This is a genomic window from Mycobacterium sp. E2479 (assembly GCF_001667925.1).
Classification (GTDB): Bacteria; Actinomycetota; Actinomycetes; order Mycobacteriales; family Mycobacteriaceae; genus Mycobacterium.
Map to the genome: position 1 here is coordinate 17,097 of NZ_LZJR01000158.1, position 18,921 is coordinate 36,017.

The 18,921-nt window shown below is 64.3% G+C and carries 18 protein-coding genes; 7 read left to right on the forward strand and 11 right to left on the reverse strand.

What is annotated here, in order from left to right:
• The first annotated feature begins 78 nt into the window (after positions 1 to 78).
• Positions 79 to 600 carry a hypothetical protein gene (locus tag A5686_RS24705; protein WP_067939921.1) on the forward strand — a complete coding sequence of 174 codons (522 nt, stop codon included), beginning with the start codon at positions 79 to 81 and terminating at the stop codon, positions 598 to 600.
• 62 nt (positions 601 to 662) lie between these two features.
• Here the strand turns inward: A5686_RS24705 and A5686_RS24710 are convergent, their stop codons facing one another.
• From A5686_RS24710 to A5686_RS24750, 9 genes are all read right to left on the reverse strand, one after another.
• Positions 663 to 2,399, reverse strand: a complete 1,737-nt coding sequence (locus A5686_RS24710; protein ID WP_067939922.1) for an MCE family protein — start codon at positions 2,397 to 2,399, stop codon at positions 663 to 665.
• Entirely contained in the window at positions 2,400 to 3,728 is a 1,329-nt protein-coding gene (locus tag A5686_RS24715; RefSeq protein ID WP_067939925.1) for an MCE family protein, read from the reverse strand. It abuts the gene before it with no gap.
• Positions 3,725 to 5,140: an MCE family protein gene (locus A5686_RS24720; RefSeq protein WP_369829743.1), complete on the reverse strand. Its 1,416-nt coding sequence runs from the start codon at positions 5,138 to 5,140 to the stop codon at positions 3,725 to 3,727. Before A5686_RS24720 ends, A5686_RS24715 begins: the two co-directional genes overlap by 4 nt.
• Positions 5,137 to 6,255 carry an MCE family protein gene (locus tag A5686_RS24725; RefSeq protein ID WP_067940079.1) on the reverse strand — a complete coding sequence of 373 codons (1,119 nt, stop codon included), beginning with the start codon at positions 6,253 to 6,255 and terminating at the stop codon, positions 5,137 to 5,139. The genes A5686_RS24720 and A5686_RS24725 overlap by 4 nt, the downstream gene beginning before the upstream one ends.
• The gene (locus A5686_RS24730; protein WP_067939928.1) at positions 6,255 to 7,277 is read right to left on the reverse strand and encodes an MCE family protein; all 1,023 of its coding nucleotides are present in this window, start codon (positions 7,275 to 7,277) and stop codon (positions 6,255 to 6,257) included. Before A5686_RS24730 ends, A5686_RS24725 begins: the two co-directional genes overlap by 1 nt.
• A complete protein-coding gene (locus A5686_RS24735; RefSeq protein WP_067939930.1) occupies positions 7,274 to 8,536 on the reverse strand; it encodes an MCE family protein in 1,263 nt (420 codons plus the stop codon). The genes A5686_RS24730 and A5686_RS24735 overlap by 4 nt, the downstream gene beginning before the upstream one ends.
• A 20-nt stretch (positions 8,537 to 8,556) precedes the next feature.
• Positions 8,557 to 9,402 carry an ABC transporter permease gene (locus tag A5686_RS24740; protein WP_067939932.1) on the reverse strand — a complete coding sequence of 282 codons (846 nt, stop codon included), beginning with the start codon at positions 9,400 to 9,402 and terminating at the stop codon, positions 8,557 to 8,559.
• 7 nt (positions 9,403 to 9,409) lie between these two features.
• Positions 9,410 to 10,228, reverse strand: a complete 819-nt coding sequence (locus A5686_RS24745; RefSeq protein WP_067939934.1) for an ABC transporter permease — start codon at positions 10,226 to 10,228, stop codon at positions 9,410 to 9,412.
• Between the two features lie 372 nt (positions 10,229 to 10,600).
• Complete coding sequence (locus tag A5686_RS24750) at positions 10,601 to 11,806, reverse strand: CaiB/BaiF CoA-transferase family protein (RefSeq protein WP_067939936.1); 1,206 nt, start codon at positions 11,804 to 11,806, stop codon at positions 10,601 to 10,603.
• 366 nt (positions 11,807 to 12,172) lie between these two features.
• Between A5686_RS24750 and A5686_RS24755 the strand changes: the two genes are divergently transcribed.
• The 6 genes from A5686_RS24755 to A5686_RS24780 all read left to right on the forward strand — a co-directional run bounded on the left by A5686_RS24755 (position 12,173) and on the right by A5686_RS24780 (position 16,589).
• Positions 12,173 to 12,874, forward strand: coding sequence for an SDR family NAD(P)-dependent oxidoreductase (locus tag A5686_RS24755; protein WP_067939938.1), 702 nt, complete (start codon positions 12,173 to 12,175; stop codon positions 12,872 to 12,874).
• 53 nt (positions 12,875 to 12,927) lie between these two features.
• Entirely contained in the window at positions 12,928 to 13,128 is a 201-nt protein-coding gene (locus tag A5686_RS24760) for a ferredoxin (RefSeq protein ID WP_067939940.1), read from the forward strand.
• Between the two features lie 47 nt (positions 13,129 to 13,175).
• Entirely contained in the window at positions 13,176 to 14,540 is a 1,365-nt protein-coding gene (locus A5686_RS24765; protein WP_067939941.1) for a cytochrome P450, read from the forward strand.
• A gap of 99 nt (positions 14,541 to 14,639) precedes the next feature.
• The gene (locus A5686_RS24770; protein ID WP_067939943.1) at positions 14,640 to 15,086 is read left to right on the forward strand and encodes a hypothetical protein; all 447 of its coding nucleotides are present in this window, start codon (positions 14,640 to 14,642) and stop codon (positions 15,084 to 15,086) included.
• 55 nt (positions 15,087 to 15,141) lie between these two features.
• Positions 15,142 to 16,020 (forward strand): hypothetical protein, encoded by an 879-nt coding sequence (locus tag A5686_RS24775; RefSeq protein ID WP_067939945.1) that lies wholly within the window; start codon positions 15,142 to 15,144, stop codon positions 16,018 to 16,020.
• Positions 16,017 to 16,589: a hypothetical protein gene (locus tag A5686_RS24780; protein WP_067939947.1), complete on the forward strand. Its 573-nt coding sequence runs from the start codon at positions 16,017 to 16,019 to the stop codon at positions 16,587 to 16,589. The genes A5686_RS24775 and A5686_RS24780 overlap by 4 nt, the downstream gene beginning before the upstream one ends.
• Before the next feature lie 143 nt (positions 16,590 to 16,732).
• Here A5686_RS24780 and A5686_RS24785 read toward each other — a convergent pair whose 3' ends face one another.
• Together A5686_RS24785 and A5686_RS24790 are read right to left on the reverse strand one after the other, a co-directional pair.
• Positions 16,733 to 17,911 carry an acyl-CoA dehydrogenase family protein gene (locus tag A5686_RS24785; protein WP_067939949.1) on the reverse strand — a complete coding sequence of 393 codons (1,179 nt, stop codon included), beginning with the start codon at positions 17,909 to 17,911 and terminating at the stop codon, positions 16,733 to 16,735.
• Positions 17,895 to 18,893 carry an acyl-CoA dehydrogenase family protein gene (locus A5686_RS24790; RefSeq protein WP_067939951.1) on the reverse strand — a complete coding sequence of 333 codons (999 nt, stop codon included), beginning with the start codon at positions 18,891 to 18,893 and terminating at the stop codon, positions 17,895 to 17,897. The genes A5686_RS24785 and A5686_RS24790 overlap by 17 nt, the downstream gene beginning before the upstream one ends.
• Positions 18,894 to 18,921: the final 28 nt, after the last annotated feature.

Genomic DNA, 18,921 nt, shown 5'->3' on the forward strand with positions numbered 1-18,921 from the left:
CATCGCACAAGAACGCCGCAACCGATGCCGAAAAGCTGCCATAGGCGCTGTCGGATTATTCCCGTCGAGGAGCACTTGATGCGTTCAGTTCGAACACTTGCTACCGCAACGCTGTTGACTGCCACGGTTTTCGGCATATTGGGCACCGCATCCACAGCCGGGGCAACGACGAAGGAAGAGGTGGCCGTCAACGGGACGTTCCGCGCCACGTCAATCGGCGATTATGCACAGCGGAATGATCAATATTACGGCGAGCCCACGGTCATCCAGACATGGACCATCAGCTCATCGTGCGTCACGTTTCAGGAATGCCACGGCACGGTGACCAGCGATCAGGGCTGGAGCGCACCCATATACATGATCGATGGGCAGATGTGGAAGTCGAAACGCGAAGTGCCGAACTGGGAAAGGTGCGAGGACGGTACCGCGTTCACCGGACAGCAGACCTTCTTTTTCTATCCGGTGAACGAGTACGGGGGATATCAACTCGGGTCGTCGACCTTCGCCGGAAAGGACAAAACGGTTGGCCCGACCGGAGCGTGCGGGCAAAACCAATGGCTCGATATCACCATGCCGCTGCGCCTGGACAAGTTGAGCTGACCGGCCGTTCGTAGCTCTATCGCCCTGCTCATTCCAGACCGTTCCGGAATCGCAAGAATGCTTCAGGTCGGAAGCATGTCCTTCCACGTCTTGGGCGCTTTCGGAGCAACGAGATCCGACTGCTGGTACAACTTGCCGTCGGGACCGACATAACGACCAGTGCGCGGATCGTACTTTGCCACCACGATCGACGGCGCGGGCTTGGATGCCTTGGCTCCGAATGAGCTTGGCGCCGCCTGCGGTCCTCCGCCGCCGGCCGCGTCGGCGGGTGCAGGATCGGGCGGTGCGGGCGCGGCAGGCGCCGCTGGAAGTTCCCCGTGAGCAGGGACGTCGAGTGGTGCTATGGGTGGGATGTCGGCCGACATTCTCGACATAGGCGCCAGCGCGGGGGGGCCCGACGACGGCACCGGCGGAACAGCGGCCCCAACCGTGCCCGGTGGTGGATTTTCGCCCCGCGGCCCCGCGGGTGCGCCGCGCGGCACCGCTCCCGGCGGCAGTGGCGTTCCCTCGACCGGCCCGAAGATCCGGTCATTGGAAGTAACCCGGTCATCGGGCGGGACCCCCTGGGAAAGCAGGTTCGGATCCAGGGGGTAGGGACCGAGAGTGTGCTGGCGCATCGCCAACGGCATGAATGGCTTGTCGCTGTTGCAGATTTCGACAGTGGGGGCCCGCTTGCCCGGATGACCCATGCAGGGGTAGTTGCGGGCGCCGCGAACCGAGAGCGGTGAATCCTGCGGGAGTTTACAATACAACCCGTCGGGTGTGTCGATGTCGCTGAGGTCGTCCGGGGATCGCCATGTGTTGGGCGGCATGAATCCGACCGTGCAGATGGGCGGATCGTCGATCGTGAGTGCGAAGTCGCCTTTGGCCAGACCGTCGGGATCATTTGTGGGGGAGGCGGCCTGCTCAATAGCAACCGCCGACGGCAGCAACACCAGCAGCTGCTCTAGCGAGGGGTGATAGGTCACACCGATCTGCCCGATGGTGGTCAGGTTGGCAAGCAACACCGGCAGCGTCGGTTTGATTTGTTCTAGAAGCCGCGACGCCTCGTTCGCAGCCTCAGGGCCTCTTTCCAAGATGGTGCGGAAGTGGGAATCGTTGTCCACCAGCGTATCCGAGATGCCGGCGAAGCTGCGTGCCCACGTCCTGATCGAGTCGGTAGTGCGCGCTTGGGTATCCAGCAGCGGCCCGGTGTCTTCGGTGAGGGCTCGGGTGCGATCGACGACGCCGTTGGCGTCGCGGGACAGCGTCTGCGAGGAATCGATCAGTGACCCAAGGTCGTAGCCGGCACCGTTGAAGCCCTGGAAGGACTCGTCAAGCAATTGGCCGAGTTTGGTCTTCGGGATACTTTGAACCAAGGCATTGAGCTGGTCGAGCATCGGCCCGACCGGCTGCGGAATCGTCGTGTCGCGCATGGCGATTACGGAGCCGTCGTGCAGGTAGGGCGCCGCATCGGTCTTGGGCTGTAAGTCCACGTACTGCTCGCCCACCGCGGAAACGCTCAGCACCTTCGCCGTCAGGTTCGCGGGGACCTTCGGCGAACTGCTAAGCGACAGTGTGGCTTTCGCGCCGGTCGGTGTCAGACTTACCGAGGTGACCTTGCCGAGCTGAACCCCGCGGTAGGTCACGTTGGAAAACCGATACAGGCCGCCGGTGGCCGGCAGCTCCAGTGTCACGGTCATCCGACCGATGCCCAGTAGCGTCGGCGCTTGGATGTAGAAGAGGACCATCGCGATCACGCCAATGGTCCCGGCGATCACGAAGATCGCCAGCTGGATACGGACGAAGCGCGTCAGCATCTATCCACCCGATCCCGTTCCGGGCGCCTCTGCGGGCGGCGCCGTTTGACCGAGACCCGCGTCCGGCACTGGCGCCGCACCCGGCGCAGGTCCAGGGAGCGGTGCCGCACCCGGCGGCGGTCCGGGCAGTGGTGCCGCACCCGGCGGCGGTCCGGGCAGCGGAGCCGTAGCCGGCCGAGGGCCTGGCAGCGGAGGGAGGCTCGCGGGGTCAACCCAGGGTGGCCTCAGGGGGTCATGCATCGGGTCGTGCGTGTAATTCAAGTAATACGGCTCCCCCGGCGCTGGGGGCTCCGGCGCGTCGAGCTCCCCCCAATGGGTCCCCAACAGCAGTCCTCGCTTGAGCCTTGGAATCGACAGATCGAGCTCGACGTGCAGGTTGAAATAGTCGCCCCGGACGGCTCGGTCGACGAAGTTCTGGGTAAAGGGGAACACGAACCCGGCCGCGAGCGCCGTTCCGAACTCCGGCCCGACGTCGGCGAGCGCTCGGATGGTCGGCGCCAGGTTTTGCAGATTCTTGACCAGGTCGGCCTGAGAGTCGTTGATCAATCGGGTGGCGGTGTTGCTGAAGACGCGAAGTTTGTCCAGGGCGGCCGTCAGGCGCGGCCGCTCCTTGATCAGCACATCGAGCGCGGGCGGTATCTTCTGCAGCGCCTGGGTGAGAACGTCGCGTTGTCCGGCGAATGTGCCGGCGAGCCGGTTCAGCGCCTGGATGGAGTCGACAATGTTGTTCCGCTGATCGTCCAGCGTTCCCACGAAGGTGTCGAGACGAGTGAGCAAATCACGTACGGCACCCTCGTGCCCGGACAGGGCGGCGGAGAAATTGTGGATGATCTCCCCGATCTGTCCTAGTCCGCCACCGTTGACGACCGCGCCCAGCGACGACAGCGTCTGTTCTGTCGACGGGTAGGCCGATGACCGGCTGAGCGGGATGGTGGCGCCCGGCTGCAGCCGTCCCCTTCCCTGCTGGCCGAGTGGCGTGTTGAGCTCCACGTGCATCGACCCCAGCAGGCTGGTCTGACCGACGGTGGCGACCACGTTGGCCGGGATGGCGACGTCGCGCTTCACCGAGATCTCGACATCCGCGTGCCAGCCCTGCACCCGCATCGCTCCGACACTGCCGACTACGACATCGTCGACCATCACCGGCGAATTCGACTCCATCGTGCCGACATTCGGGAGCTCGACGTGGTAGATGTCGGCCCCCGGGCCACGTCCGACCGCGCCGGGCAGTGGGAGTGAATTAAGGCCGTGGAATGCGCATCCCGTCGCCGTCAACACCACGCAACACCCGACTGCGAACACCCGCCGAGCCGCAACCCGGGCGATCATTGTTGTGGCCCTTCCGCCGGCAGCAGCATGCCTGACACGCCCGGCGCGGGAGGCGGAGGTGGCGCTTCCGGTGTGGACGGCGGCGGCGGCAACGGCATCGCCGCGCCCGGTATCCGCGCCGGCGGCACCGCACCCGGTGGTCCCACCGGATCACCGGGCAAACCGGTGTAGGCGGACACCGCTGGCGGGATTTCCGGTGGCCCCGGTTTGGGGCCCTCGCCCCCGGGCGCTAGACGCGATTCGCTGTAGAGGATCTTGGACGGGTCCACCGACTTCTGCAGGAATATGTTGATGGGAATCGGCAAGTTGTTGAAGTTGAGCAGTCGCAGCCCCGGGCCGAGGAACAACGAGCACAGCTTGCCCGATTCGACTGCGGTGATGTTCTCGATGGCGCCGATCTGCGTGCAGCCCGGGAAGGACAGCAGAAGCTGACCGCCCCACGTGGGATTCGCGAAGTTCATGATCCCGAAGCCGCCCACGATGGTTCCGGTGTCGGCGTTGTAGTCATTGAAGAAGTTGCCGAGCGCGTTCGGTGCGCCGTGCAGAATGTTTTCCAAAGCCATGTGCTTATCGACCAGGACCTGCGTGACGTCGGCCAACCTGGCGATCTGCTCGCTCGTCTGGTTGCGGGTCCCGGCGATGAAACGCTGCACCTCGCCGACCGCCGTCGACAGATCGGTCAGCGCCGCGTCCAGGTCGGATTTGCTGTCATTGACCACACTGGTGAGCGTGGCCAGGCGGTCGTTGAACTGCACGATCTGGACGTTGCTGTCGCGCAGCGCGCCGACGAATGTCTGCAGGTTTTTGATGATGTCGACAATGTTGCCGCTACCATTGGCGAGGATCCGGCCTACCCCGGACAGTTGACCGAGTGTCTGCCGCAGCTTGTCGCCGTTGCCGTCCAGCGCGTTGGCGGCGCTGTCGATGAACCGGCCCACCGACGTGCCCGATACACCACTCTTCGGCCCTAAATCCGTTGCCAGCCGCATCAACTGGGTTTTGACCTCGTCCCACTCGACGGGCACCGCGGTGCGTTCGATCGGTATCACTGCCCCATCTCGCATGACCGGCCCACTGTCTCGATAGGCCGGCGAGAGCTGGACATAGCGGGCGGACACCAGATTCGAGGCAACGATAACCGCCTTGGCGTCCGCCGGAATGGGCACATCGTGTTCGACCTTGAGGGTCATCTTGGCCTGCGTGCCTTGCGGTTGAATGGATTTGATGCTGCCGACTTTCACACCCGAGACCCGCACGTCGTCATTCGGATAGATCGCGGTGGCGGTGGTGAAGTAAGCGGTGATCGTCTTCGGGCCGTAGAACGCATTGCGGACGAGAACGGCAGCACCGGCAATGATCAGTCCGACCAGGACAACCGCGGTCAAGGCCCCTAGCCTCTTGCGGGGGATCACTGCGATCCTCCGATTCTGCCGCCCAACGTGCAGCCGGGGCACACCGGAATACCGTTGTACGGCCACGGAATCAGCGCGCGAGGTACGGGGGACGGGTGGCCGGGACCCTTGGAAGTATCGAAGGTGCGGAAACCCCAAAGGTAGTCGAAGAACGGTTGGAAGAGCTGCGGGACAAGGAAGTTGGGGACGAACGCCGAGTACGCATACATGCTTGAGATGGCCTCACCGACCGTGATCTCGAATTTGGCGAGACCCGGCAGTGCTTTGCTGATGTTGTCGCGGTTCTTCTCCAACATCGCCAGCACCGAATTCAGCCTCTCCAGCGTCGGCGCCAATTTGCTCTCGTTGTCGTGCACCAATCCCGTGAGCTGCTTGGCCACCACTGACGTGTTGGCCAGTAGATCTACGATCTCTTGCCGGCGCGCGACCAGCACCTGCAGCAGAGAGTCGGAGTTGAGGATGAGCTTGTTGACCTGCATGCTGCGTTCGGAAAGAACACCGGTGACGTCGCCGGCGCTCTTGAACAGCTCGCCCAGGCTCTTGTTGCGGCTGTTGAGGGTCCGCGATAAGCGGGTGAGTGCGTCGAAGGCCGGCCCCATTTGCGGCGCGATCTGGTCGAGCGTCACTGCCAGCGTGTCCAATGACTGGTTCAGTGCAGTGGTGTTCGTTCCGGCGGTGTCGGTGGTCAGGTCGCTCACCGCTTCCGTCAGCGAGTAGGGCGAAGACGTGCGCGAGACGGGAATGAGGGCCATCGGATGCATCGTGCCGGCGCCGGCGGACTCCAACGTCAGCATCCGCTCGCCCAGCAGCGTGCCGGTGCGGATGTGCGCGGACGTCTCCGACCCCAGCAGGATGTTGCCCTTCATCGCGAACGTCACCAGCGCATCGCCATGGCGCAGCTTCACATCCGACACAGTGCCGACCTTCATCCCCGACACGATCACGGGGTTGCCCGTGGCGAGGCCGCCGGCTTCGGTGAACAGCGCCTGGTACCTGACCATCGTCGCCCATTGCGTGAACCGGTCGGGCGACAGGCCGACCAGGATGACCATCACCGCCAGAACGACGCCGATGAGTCCGGCCTTGACAAGTGCAGCTCCGCGATACTTGAGCATCAGGGTTCCGTGCACCTTCCAGCTTCTGACCTGAATATGGGGGCTTTCACCGTCTTGCCCGAGAGATCCGTTCCCCGCAGTTCCAACATGCATAGGTAGTACGGGATGGTGGCGCCGTTGACGCCGAGCCGGACCAGCTTGCGGTAGTTCTTCGGCGCCTTGGCGATTGCGGCGTCGAGGCGGTCCTTGTCGTCATCGAGAATCGGTGCCAGGCGGTTCAACTGGTCGATGGTGCCGGACAGCGGCGGCCGCGCGCTGCTCAGCAGGTCCGCCAGCGAGGCGGTTCCGTGGTCCAGGGCGTCGATGGCGGAGCCGATGGTGTTGCGGTCATCCGACAGCCCGCTGACCAATCGCTCGAGGCGATCGATCGCACCGGAGAACTGCTTGCCGTCCTTGTCGATCGTGCCTATGACGATGTTGAGGTTGTCGATGAGTTGCTGCACGGTTTGATCGTTGTCGGCCAAGGCGTTCGAAAACGACGTCGTCTTGGCGAACAGGGACTCGAGAGTCCCGCCCTGACCCTGGAAGACCTGCAACAAACCCGAGGTAAGCGCGTTGACATCGCGCGCATTCAGGCCCTGGGTAACGGGTTTCAATCCGCCGAGCAGTAGATCGAGGTCGAGCGCCGGTGCGGTGCGGTTGACGGGAATCTGACCGCCGGCCGGCAGGCGTCTGGTCGAGCCCGGGCCGTCGACGAGTTCGAGGTAGCGATCGCCCACCAGGTTCAGGTAGCGGACCGCCGCCCGGGAGCCTTCGGTGAGGACGACGTTGCGATCGACGTCGAACTTCACCACCACTTTTTTGTCGGGCTGCAGTGAAACGTCGTTGACCGTGCCCACGCGGATCCCCGCGACCCGTACCGATTGCCCCGGCTTCAGGCGCGACACGTCGGTGAACACCGCCGAATATCCGGACGTCGAACCCGTCCGGTACTGGCCGAAGATGAAGAACAGGAAGGCGGTAAGCATCGCCATCACGATCGCAAAGATCGCGAACTTGATCAGCGTGGCGCGCGTCCTCATCCGGGTTGTCCGATCTGAGCGGAGTTGCGCGGCGGGCCGGCAATCGGCCCGTACAACAGCTGTTTGAGGAGATCGGAGTTGATCAGCAGCTGCGGGTTTCCGTACCCGACCGGGTCGGCGCCGATATCGGTGATGAACTGCGGCGGTGCCGAGTTGAACGGTATTTGCGGCAGCCCCAAGCACTTCGGGCCGCCCGTCGCCGCTACCTTGGGCAGGTTCGTCGGATAGCGATAGCGTTCGCCGCCCCACGTGAGGCTCGCCGAGATGTTGATGCTCGGTTCCGACAGCGGCGGACTGTGCGCGATCGTTATCAGTCCGCCGAAGCTGCAGGTGAGCGCCTCATGGTATTCGTTGGTCAGATCGGTGGTCGGCACCAACAGATGCAGCACGTTCGTCAGCGGTTCGCGGTTTTGGGACAAGACGTCGTTTCCGATGTCGGCCAGGCCGATCGCGCTGATCAGCAACGCATCCAGGTTGTGCTGCTCATCGACGAGCGTCTTGCTGATCCGGGTCGCGTTCGCCGCGGTCTTCACCAAGTTTGGTGCCGCGTCGGCGTAGGCGTTGGACACCGCCGGCAAGACCGCAAGGTCATGCCTGAGAGCGGGAAGGCTCGGCTCATATTTGGCCAAAAACGAATTCAAGTCGCTCAGCGATTGGCCAAGCTGTGGGCCGCGCCCGCTGAACGCTTGTGCCAGCGCACCCAGTGACTCGTTCAGCTTCGGCGGGTCGATATGCGACAGCACCGACACCAGTTGCTGGAACACCGTGTTGATTTCGACCATGACGTGCTGGCCCTGCAGCGTCTGGCCGGCGCGGAGCCGCTGCGCCGAGGGCTGATCGGGTGGCACCAGTTCGACGGACTTCGCGCCGAATACCGTCGAGGACGCGATGTTGACGAGCACATTGCTGGGGATGAAGTGCAACTGGGATGGGTCCATCGCCAAATGAATGGCCGCTTGGCCGTTGGGCAGCGGTTGGATCGAGTCGACCTTACCCACCTGCACGCCACGCATCTTGACCTTGGCGTCCGGGTTCATCACCAGGCCGGCTCGTTGCGAGATCACGGTCACCGGCACGGTTTCGGTGAAAGAGCCCTGAAACAGACCCACCGCGACGGCAAAAATCACGCCAATAATGACGACGGTGGCCAGTCCGAGCAGGGGTGGCAGGTAATTCCGTCCGGCCGGCGGCCGCGCATGACCGGTGCGCGGGGGGCGGCCGGCGACCGCGCCGCGACCCGCTGGCACACTCTGCGTCACTGCCGTTCCACCTCCTGAAGCTAACCGGACAGGTTGAAGTTGCCGTTCGTGCCGTAGATAGAGAGCGAGACCAGCAGTGTTACCGAGACCACGACGATGAGCGAGGTGCGCACGGCGTTACCGGTCGCGTTACCGACACCGGCCGGGCCGCCCGAAGCGAAATAACCGTAGTAGGTGTGGATCAGCAGGATGGTGAGTGCCATCAAGATGGCCTGCAGGAACGACCACAACAAGTCGATCGGGTTCAGGAACGTGTTGAAGTAGTGCTGGTACAAACCCTGCGACTGTCCGAGCAGAAACGTCGTGGTGAATTGACTGGCCACGAACGACAGGATGACGGCGATGGCGTACAACGGGGTGATAGCCATCATTCCGGCTAGAATCCTGGTGCTCACCAAGTAGGCAACGGGCCGAATGGCCATGCTCTCCAAGGCATCGACTTCTTCGTTGATCCGCATGGCGCCCAACTGAGCAGTCACCCCGGCGCCGAAGGTGGCGGCCAGACCGATCCCGGCGACCACCGGCGCCGCGATGCGCACATTGATGAACGCGGACAGAAACCCCGTCAGCGCCTCGATGCCGATATTGCCCAGCGAGGTGTACCCCTGAATGGCCAAGGTGCCGCCCGCCGCGAGCGTCAGGAACCCGACGATCACCACGGTTCCGCCGATCATCGCCAGAGTGCCCGCGCCCATGCTGATCTCGGCGATCAGTCGAACGACTTCGCGCGTGTAATGCTTGGCTGCGAAGGGCACCCCAGCGAGCGCCTTGCCGTAAAAGAGGGTGTGGTCGCCGATCCGCCCCATCAGGGCGACCGGCCTCTCGAGTTGGCGGCTTAATCGCGGATATGTAGCCCTCAGCGCCATAATCGCCCTACTTCGCCGTCATCTTGATGCCGATCGCGGTGACCACCACGTTGACGACGAACAGGGACATGAACGCATAGACCACGGTTTCGTTCACCGCGTTGCCGACAGCTTTGGCGCCACCGCCGGTGATCGACAGGCCCCGATAGCAAGCGACCAACCCGGCGATGAGGCCGAAAAGCGCTGCCTTGACGCACGAAATGACCACTTCGGGCACGCCGGTGAGCAAGGTGATACCCGCGGCGAATGCACCGGGATTGACGTCCTGCACAAACACCGAAAAGACGTAGCCGCCAAGGACGCCGATGATGACGACGAGACTGTTGAGCAAAAAGGCGACCAGTCCGGAAGCCAGCATGCGCGGGGTGACCAACCGTTGCACCGGGTTGATGCCCAGCACTTCCATCGCGTCGATCTCTTCACGAATCGTTCGGGCCCCCAGGTCAGCACACATTGCCGTAGCACCCGCCCCCGCCACGATCAAAACCGTGACCAGCGGGCCCAGCTGGGTGACCGCACCGAATGCCGCACCCGCACCGGATAGATCCGCCGCGCCCAGCTCGCGCAGAAGGATATTGAGCGTGAAGCTCACCAGGACGGTAAACGGGATCGCTACCAACAAGGTGGGAGCCAGCGACACCCGCGCGACAAACCACGACTGCTCCAAGAACTCGCGCCACTGGAAAGGACGGCGGAACGCAAACTTGACCGCGTCCGCCGACATTGCGAACAGGGCGCCGACGGCCTGCATGGGTCCCGAGAGGTCCCACTTCAGTTTCAGCTGCGGCAACCCCGCCGACCAGTGGTCTGCTCCCTTAGTCGCCATAGGCGGCTGCCCCTCCCCCCGCTACGAGACCGGCAGTCTTGTTGTTGCGCACAGGTTGAGGTAACGTCGGCTCAACCAGCCGTCCCAAGCAGGCCCCGCCGACCACGAAACGCCCAGCGGACAGCTGAGATTCGGCGCCCATCATCGGCGCGGCAGCGCTTCGGATCCTCACGCCGGGGCCTCCGTTCAATCGCGTGAGTTGACGCCCCAAAACGCTCAGCTCCCCGTCTTGAAGCGTCCGGCGATTATGACTCATGCCGAGTCCAGGTGGAGCAAAAAACACAGAACCGTTATCGGACGGCCTGTAACCGCAGCGCGGGCGCAGACAACGTCACATTCGTTGGTGGGCTGACACATTGCGGCTCCAGAGTTTTAGGTGACGGCGCCGGCCGTCTTGAGTTCGATGATGCGGTCCCAGTCGAGGCCTAGCTCCCTTAGGATCTCGTCGGTCTGCTCAGCGAATCCGGGCGCTGGCCCGGTCTGTGGCGCTGCGACGTCGAACTGTACCGGGTTGGCCACCAGCTCGAGTTCACCCGCCCGCACCAGGTACTCGTTCGAGCGGATCTGTGCGTCGTTGGCCGCTTGTAGGGTGTCCTGCACGGGAGCCCACGGGCCGGCGAGCGTAGCGAAGCGTTCGCTCCACTCCGCCAGCGTGCGGGTGGCGATGGCCTTGGTCAGCAATTCCACCGCATCGGCCGTGTTGGCGGCGATGTTCTCTACGGTGTCGAAGCGCGGGTCGTCCGCCAACTCCGGCAGGTCGACATGGCGGCACACGTCGGCCCAGAACTTGGTGGGCTGCATCATCACGAAGGAGATGTAGCGCCCGTCGGATGTCGTGTACAGCCCCACCAACGGGTTATTGGGCGCCCCGTGCACCCCGGGTGGCGGCGCTTCCAGGCGCTGCCCCAAATGGTTCGTCAGCGCAACTGTGTGCCCCATCGACCACAGCCCGCTGCCCAACAGGGACACGTCGACGACGGACGGTTCGCCACTGCGCTCACGCTTGAGCAGCGCCGCCGCGATGCCACCGGCGAGGTTGGTACCCGAAATGGTGTCGCCGTACGCCGGTCCGGGCGGCGCGATCATGCCCGGCATGCCGGCGGGGGTGATGGTGGCGGCGGTGCCGGCTCGGCACCAGAAGGCGGTCATGTCGTAGCCGCCTTTGGTCGACTCTTCGCCGCGCGGGCCGAGCGCGCTCCCCCGCGCGTAGACGATGTTCGGGTTGACGGCCCGAAGGTCATCGACGTCGATGCCGAACTTCCGCCGGTGGTCTGGCAGGAAACTGGTCAGAAAGACATCGGCGCGACGAGCCAGCTCGTACAGCACTTCCTTGCCCGCGGGCACCGACATGTCGAGTCCGATGCTGCGCTTGCCGCGGTTGGCGTGCTCGATGTTGGGGTTGGGATCGCCTTCGACGCGCAGCATCCCGGTCTGCCGCAGCCCGCGCTGGGGATCACCGGTCACCGCGTGCTCGACCTTGACCACGTCGGCGCCCCATTCGGCTAGCACCGCGCCCGCCGACGGCACGAACCCGTACATGGCGACTTCGAGAACGCGGATGCCTTCGAGCGGCCTCATGCGCCGGTTCCTTCCGCCGAGGCGGCTGGCACGGCGATGGTCACTGTGATTCCAGTGGCGGGCTCGGCCGTGTCCTGGGCAGGCATCCTTGACCCCCTAACGTGGTGGCGATCACGATAACTTCATTCTCCTCCCCGGCGAATCTTACATTCGAGTTTCGATAATTCAAGAAAGTCTCAGGAATGGTATCGGGGTGCTGACCAGGCCGGAAACGCTCGAACGCCGCCAGCCTGGGCCGCTCTATGCAGGCAGGACGTGCTGTTGCGCGCGTGTTGCATGCCGCTCCGCGCGGAGAGTAAGGTTCTCATAATTGTAAGGGAGATTCTTTGTGACTGAAATGGCCCGCTTCGGAGTAGAGGCCTCAACGTGAAGACCGCGGTAGTCACCGGTGGCGGTTCCGGCATCGGTCTCGCCGTTGCGCAACGCCTGCGCGCCGACGGTTTGAATGTCGCCTCCATCGACCTGCGCCCGTCGGAGGCCGACTTCGCGTTCGCTGCCGATGTCACGGACCGATCGCAAGTGGATGCGGCGCTATCGGCCATCCGTGCCCAACTCGGGCCGGTGACGGTGCTGGTGAACGCCGCCGGACTCGACGGGTTCAAGAAGTTCAGCAACATCACCTTCGAGGACTGGCACCGAGTGATCGACGTCAACCTCAACGGCGTCTTCCATACGGTCCAGGCGGTGCTGCCCGACATGGTCGAGGCGGGGTGGGGACGGATCGTCAACATCTCGTCGTCGAGCACGCATTCCGGCGCGCCCTTCATGAGTCACTACGTGGCGGCCAAGTCGGCGGTCAACGGCCTGACGAAGTCGCTGGCACTCGAGTACGGGCCCAAGGGCATCACGGTCAACGCGGTGCCGCCGGGTTTCATCGACACCCCGATGCTGCGTGCGGCCGAGAAGAGCGGATTCCTCGGCGACATCGACGAGACTATTGCGCGGACCCCGGTACGGCGAATGGGTACGCCCGAAGACATTGCGGCTGCATGCGCGTTTTTGGTATCCGAGGAAGCCGGCTACATCACCGGTCAGATCTTGGGCGTCAACGGCGGTCGCAACACGTAAGCGGTGGCGACTTGTCAGCGACGTCCGGCAATCAGTGTGAGAGGAGAAAGCCCGTGAAGGTCTCGGTGGATTCGGAACGGTGCCAGGGCCACACCCTGTGCGCGATGATCGCCCCGGAATCGTTTCAGCTCAGCGACATCGACGGCAGTTCGTCGGCAATCGACGAGGTGGTACCCCCCGATCGCGAGGACCAGGTGCGTGAAGCCGCCCTGTCCTGTCCCGAGCAGGCCATCATGATCACCGACGACGCCTGACCCGACCCGAGTCCTTGGCTAGCGAAACACATAGGGAGACTAGAGCGTTGAGTGTCGACGACGTCGTCAACGACAGCGACCGCAAGAAGAACCGGTACCACTTCGACCGGCATTCCTCCGAGTACCGGTCGCAGTTCAAGAAGATCACCGAAGAGATGCACGCCAAGTGCCCCATGGCGTGGACGGAAACCTACGGCGGCCATTGGGTCGCGGCCGGCAGCCGCGAGGTCTTCGAGCTGGCCCGCTGCCCCGTCGTCTCCAACGATCACGACATCCACGGCGAACGCCGCGGCTACAAAGGCATTTCGATCCCCACCGCCAGCCGGGTCAGCGCGGTGCGCGGCGGGATCTTGGAGATGGACGACCCCGAACACCGGATCTACCGAACGGTGCTCAACCCGTATCTGTCCCCGGCGGCGATCAAGCGCTGGGAACCGTTCATCGATGACGTGACGCGCGCCTGCCTCGACGAGAAGATCGAGAGCGGCCGCATCGACTTCGTCGACGACCTGGCCAATATTGTGCCCGCTGTCTTCACGCTGGCGATGCTGGGCATCCCGCTGAAGAAATGGAACATGTACAGCGAGCCGGTGCACGCCGCGGTCTACACGCCCGAGCACTCCCCCGATATCGAGCGCGTCACCGCGATGCACCGCGAGATGGGGCTCGACATGGTCAACAACATGATCGAGATCCGCGCCAATCCGCGGCCCGGAATCGTGAACGGTCTGCTCGAGATGCGGATCGACGGCCAACCGGCACCGGAGTTGGAAATCCTGGGGAACGTCGGCCTGGTCATCGGCGGTGGCTTCGACACCACGACCGCCCTAACGGCGCACTCGCTTGAATGGCTTTCGGAGCACCCGGATCAGCGACAGCTGCTCAGCGATGAGCGCAAAATCCTGCTTGACCCCGCGACCGAAGAGTTTCTGCGCTTTTTCACCCCCGCGCCCGGGGATGGCCGGACCTTCGCAAACGACTTCGAGCTCGACGGCACCCAGTTCAAAGAGGGTGAGCGGTTGTGGATTTCGTGGGCAATGGCCAACCGCGACCCAGCGGTGTTTCACGACCCGGACGAGATCATCCTCGACCGTAAAGGCAACCGGCACTTCAGCTTCGGGCTGGGGGTTCACCGGTGTATCGGGTCGAACGTGGCGCGCACCGTGTTCAAATCGATGCTGACCGCGGTATTGGACCGGATGCCCGACTATCGGTGCGATCCGGAGGGCACCGTCCACTACGAGACCATCGGCGTCATCCAGGGCATGCGTAAGCTGCCGGCCACCTTCACGCCGGGTCGCAAACTCGGAGCCGGCCTGGACGAGACACTGGAGAAGCTGCAGCGCATCTGCGATGAGCAAGAGCTCGCCAGACCGATCACCGAACGCAAGGAAGCCGCCGTTATCGACTGAGTAGGTCAGGACGAACCGGTCGTTGACTGCCGCAATTTCTCCGAGTAGGGCTGTTCAGCGTGACCGCGCTCTATATTCAGGCCAGGCGCGTGTGCAGAGATGGGAGACGCATCGGTGAAGACTTTGGCGGTGAGCCTTGCGCTTGCCACAGCCTGGCTGTCTCTGACCCCGACCGCCCACGCGGACATGCAGGTTGGCAACTACCGGCTGGACACCCCCCGGGATCCTGGCCACAGCTGGATCTTTGCCATTCGACCGTGCAGATATGACCAAGGGCCGGAATGCCTCACCGTCCAAGGGGTTCCGCAACCCAACGGACAAGCGGCGCCCTGGAAGGCCGACGCTCACCTGTCTAACGGCCGCTACATCTTGCCCGTTGACGTACCGGACGGCGTGCGCTGCGTGGTCCAGTTTTTTCCCTCGCACGACGTCTACTCGTGGGATCCGGTGACGCTGACCGGTCAGGTCGACTCAACCTTCGACACGGGCTGCGGTGGTGGGCCGGGGGGCACCGCCAGTTGGCCGTTCTCGCTCGTGCGATGGTAGCCGCGTGAGAGGTACAGGAGTCAGTCGATCATGAGGGCGACGGGCAGTAGGCGCAATGGCTGAGGAGAAGAAACCGCCGCAAGATGCCGCCACCTCGAAAGCCGACGCGAAGGCGTTGCTCGAGGAAGCCGAGGCCGAGGCAGCCGAAGCCGAAGCGCTGGCGGCCGCGGCACGCGCCCGCGCTCGCGCGGCCCGGCTCCGGCGTGAAGCGCAAGCCCAAGCTGAGGCAGAAGCCGAGGCCGAGAGCGCCGCAGAAGAATCCGACGGCGGCGAGGACGCAGCCGACACCACCGCGCCAGAGACCACCGAGGCGAAGACCGACAGCGTCACCGACGAGGACGCGACCGACGCCGACGGCGTGAAGCCCGAGGACGATGAAGCCTCCGACGAATCCGCCGAAGAGGCGGAAGCGGAATCCACGTTGGGCCGGTCTGGGCGACGCGTGCGAATGCCATCTTGGTCCGTGGCGTGGAAAGCGGCCGTCATCGTCCTCATCTGTGCGTTCGTCGGGGCCAGCGGATACATGGTGTGGCACCGCCATGAACGAACCGAGCACGACCAACGCGTCGCGAACTTCGTCGCGGGGGCCCGGCAAGGGGTTGTCAACATGATTTCCTTGGACTTCAGTAAGGCCAAGCAGGACGTCCAGCGGGTGATCGACAGCAGCACTGGCCAGTTCAGGGACGACTTCGCGCAGCGCGCAAAAGATTTCACGACCGTCGTTGAGCAGTCCAAAGTGGTGACCCAGGGAACCGTCAATGCGGCGGCCCTGCAATCCATCGATGGGAATTCCGCGTTGGTGCTCGTCGCGGCGACATCGCGGATCACCAACGCCGCCGGCGCCCAGAACGAACCACGCAACTGGCGGCTCAAGGTGACCGTCACAGATGACGGCGGGCAATACAAGATGTCCAAACTGGAGTTCGTTCCGTGAGTAAGGACGACGACAGCATCGACACCGCCGACGACTTTTCGGAGCGAACCCGGCGAATTCAACGTGGTGAATCGCGCGTACGGCGCACGGTGAAAGTCGTTCCGGTGATCCTGATTTCGCTGCTGCTGATTTCCGGTGCCGCGGCGACGTGGCTGTACTTCCACCAGTACCGGCCGGACAAGCAGACCGACGCCGGCGTCGCGAGCGCGGTCGTCAGTGCGGCGTCCGACGGAACGGTCGCGTTGCTGTCCTACTCGCCCGACTCACTTGACAAGGACTTCGCCGCCGCCAAGTCTCATCTGTCCGGGGACTTCTTGTCGTACTACAACCAGTTCACCGAGCAGATCGTGGCTCCGGCGGCCAAACAGAAGTCACTGAAAACCAGCGCTCGGGTGTTGGGGGCCGCGGTTCAGGAATTGCATCCGAATTCGGGCGTCGTGCTGGTGCTGGTCGATCAGAGCACCACGAGCAAGGACAATCCCGACCCCGCGATGGCTTCCAGCAGTGTTCTGGTGAGCCTGACCCGGGTCAACGGCGCCTGGCTGATCACCAAGTTCGACCCGGTCTAGACCCGATCCAGGGCCCTGGGCCCGCGCGCCTCTGGCCGTCGGCTTACTCGGCCGTCGAGTGTGCACCCACAACTTTCGCCGGGCGCTGGCGGCGGAGACACGCCGACGGCAACCGTCGTGGCTTCCCGCTCAAAGCCGTGGATTCACACTGACCGGGGCAGGCCGAGCACCCGCTGGGCGATGATGTTGCGCTGGATCTCGGAGGTGCCACCGGCGATGGTCCCGGAGAAGCTGCGCGCGTAACGCTCGAACCAGCTGGCGAAGTAGTGGTCGAGGTTCATGTGCGCGTACGGCCCCGTCAGCGCCGGGTGCACAAGCCCGTCGGATCCCGCGGCCGTCAACGCCAGCTCCATGCCACGCAACTCCGCTTCGGAACCGAGCAGCTTGAGCACCGAGATCGCGGCCACGTCGTCTTCGCCGCGCGCGGCGCGGGCCAGGGCCGCCGAACCCAACAAGCGCAGCGCCTGCTTGTCCATGATCGTGCTGGCGTACTGATCGCGCTCAACCTCGGTGCTGGGATGGAAGTCGTCGATCATGTTCTCGAGCCGATCGGCGAAACCCAGCCACATCATGGTGCGTTCGTGCCCCAGCGATCCGTTCGCCACCCGCCAACCCCGGTCGAGCTCGCCGACCAGGTTCTCGGCCGGCACCCGCACGTCGGTGAAGAACACCTCGTTGAAATCCAGATCGTCGGCGCCGCAGATCGACGGGAACGGGCGGCACACCAGACCCGGGGTATCGGTGGGGATGACGAGCGCGCTGATTCCTTTGTGCTTCGGCACATCTGGGTTGGTACGGACGAACGTCAACAAGATGTCGGCGTCGTGGGCGCCCGAGGTCCACACCTTCTGGCCATTGACCACGAAGTGATCGCCGTCGAGCACGGCGCGGGTGCGTAGCGACGCCAGGTCGGAGCCCGCGCTGGGTTCGCTCATCCCGAGCGACGCGGTGATCTCGGCCCGCAGGATCGGCACCGCCCAGCGCCGCTTCTGCTCGTCGCTTCCGAACGACAACAGCGATGCCGCAACGATGTTCACGCCCTGCGGGTTGAAGCTGTGGTAAATCCGGCGCCGGCTGAGTTCCTCGAGGTAGACGAAATGCTGGATGACCGACGCGTTACGACCACCGAATTCGGGCGGTTGGCTGGGCAGCAGCCAGCCGTTGTCGAACAACAGCCGCTGCCAGTCGCGTGCCCACTGCGGCATGTGTGAGACGGATCGGGGACGCTCGAGGGTTTTGCTTGCGGGAGGCAGATTTTCGTCGAGGAACGCCGAGAACTCGGCCCGGAACTCCTCGACGTCGGAATCAAAAGTCAGCTGCACGGTATTCCTCCGCGATCCGCGCCCGGTGCTCTGCCGCGCCGCCGAGCATCAACTCACCCGCTTTGGCTCGTTTCAACGCGAACTGCAGATCGTTCTCCCACGTGAATCCCATTGCGCCGTGCAGTTGTAGGCCGTGCCGGAAGACCAGCGACTGGCACTCTCCCGCGGATGCCTTGGCCATCGCGGCCGCCAGTCGGCGGCGTGGATCGTCGGCCGCTATCGTCAACGCGGCGAAATACGCCAGGGCCCGGGCCCGTTGGATGGCGACGTGCATGTCGGCGGCCTTGTGCTGGACGGCCTGGAACGAGCCGATCGCCACACCGAACTGCTGTCGGCTACTCACGTGCTCGAGCACCAGGTCGAGAATGCGTTGGCAGGCACCGACCATGGTGATCGCCATGCCGGTCAGCGCAAGGTGGTGTGCGCGCTCGGCGTCGACCGTCAGGCGCTCGCTGTCGGGCACCCGAACCTCCGCGAACGACAGATCGGCGATGTGCAGCACCGGGTCGAACACCGCCGAGCGCCGAGCCGTAACCTGCCTGGGCTCGACGAGGAAGACCCCGGCATCGGTCACCACCGCCAGCCGATCCGCGCGGTCACCGTCAAGCACATGGCGCGCCGTGCCGTCCAGTACCCAGCCCTCAGCGTCGCGGTGCGCCGTGATGCCGCCGTACACCGCGGTGCCCGACTGGTGTGGGTCGAACCGGTCGGCGGCCAGCGGTGCGTACTGGCTCATCGTTGCCAGGAAGGGGGTGGGGTCGGTGGCGCGGCCGAGCTCTTCGAGCACGATGGCCAGCTCGACGGCGCTGTCGGCATCGCTGAGTTCGGTCCAGCCCTGGTCTACATACGATTTCCACAGTGGGCTCGGGTCGACGCCATCTTCGGCCACGCTGCGCACCAGCGAGGGCGGGCACTGCTTCGCGACGGCGTCGCGCACGGTGTCCAGCCACAGTCGCTGATCAGCATCGAACTCCAGCAGCATCCGCGTCGCCTCTCGTCGTGACTGTCAG

Bases quoted from the DNA above. Each gene is read 5' to 3' on its own strand.
- A5686_RS24705 (WP_067939921.1), top strand. From the start codon at position 79: ATGCGTTCAGTTCGAACACTTGCTACCGCAACGCTGTTGACTGCCACG.
- A5686_RS24710 (WP_067939922.1), bottom strand. From the start codon at position 2,399: ATGCTGACGCGCTTCGTCCGTATCCAGCTGGCGATCTTCGTGATCGCC.
- A5686_RS24715 (WP_067939925.1), bottom strand. From the start codon at position 3,728: ATGATCGCCCGGGTTGCGGCTCGGCGGGTGTTCGCAGTCGGGTGTTGC.
- A5686_RS24725 (WP_067940079.1), bottom strand. From the start codon at position 6,255: ATGCTCAAGTATCGCGGAGCTGCACTTGTCAAGGCCGGACTCATCGGC.
- A5686_RS24730 (WP_067939928.1), bottom strand. From the start codon at position 7,277: ATGAGGACGCGCGCCACGCTGATCAAGTTCGCGATCTTTGCGATCGTG.
- A5686_RS24740 (WP_067939932.1), bottom strand. From the start codon at position 9,402: ATGGCGCTGAGGGCTACATATCCGCGATTAAGCCGCCAACTCGAGAGG.
- A5686_RS24745 (WP_067939934.1), bottom strand. From the start codon at position 10,228: ATGGCGACTAAGGGAGCAGACCACTGGTCGGCGGGGTTGCCGCAGCTG.
- A5686_RS24750 (WP_067939936.1), bottom strand. From the start codon at position 11,806: ATGAGGCCGCTCGAAGGCATCCGCGTTCTCGAAGTCGCCATGTACGGG.
- A5686_RS24770 (WP_067939943.1), top strand. From the start codon at position 14,640: ATGGGAGACGCATCGGTGAAGACTTTGGCGGTGAGCCTTGCGCTTGCC.
- A5686_RS24775 (WP_067939945.1), top strand. From the start codon at position 15,142: ATGGCTGAGGAGAAGAAACCGCCGCAAGATGCCGCCACCTCGAAAGCC.
- A5686_RS24790 (WP_067939951.1), bottom strand. From the start codon at position 18,893: ATGCTGCTGGAGTTCGATGCTGATCAGCGACTGTGGCTGGACACCGTG.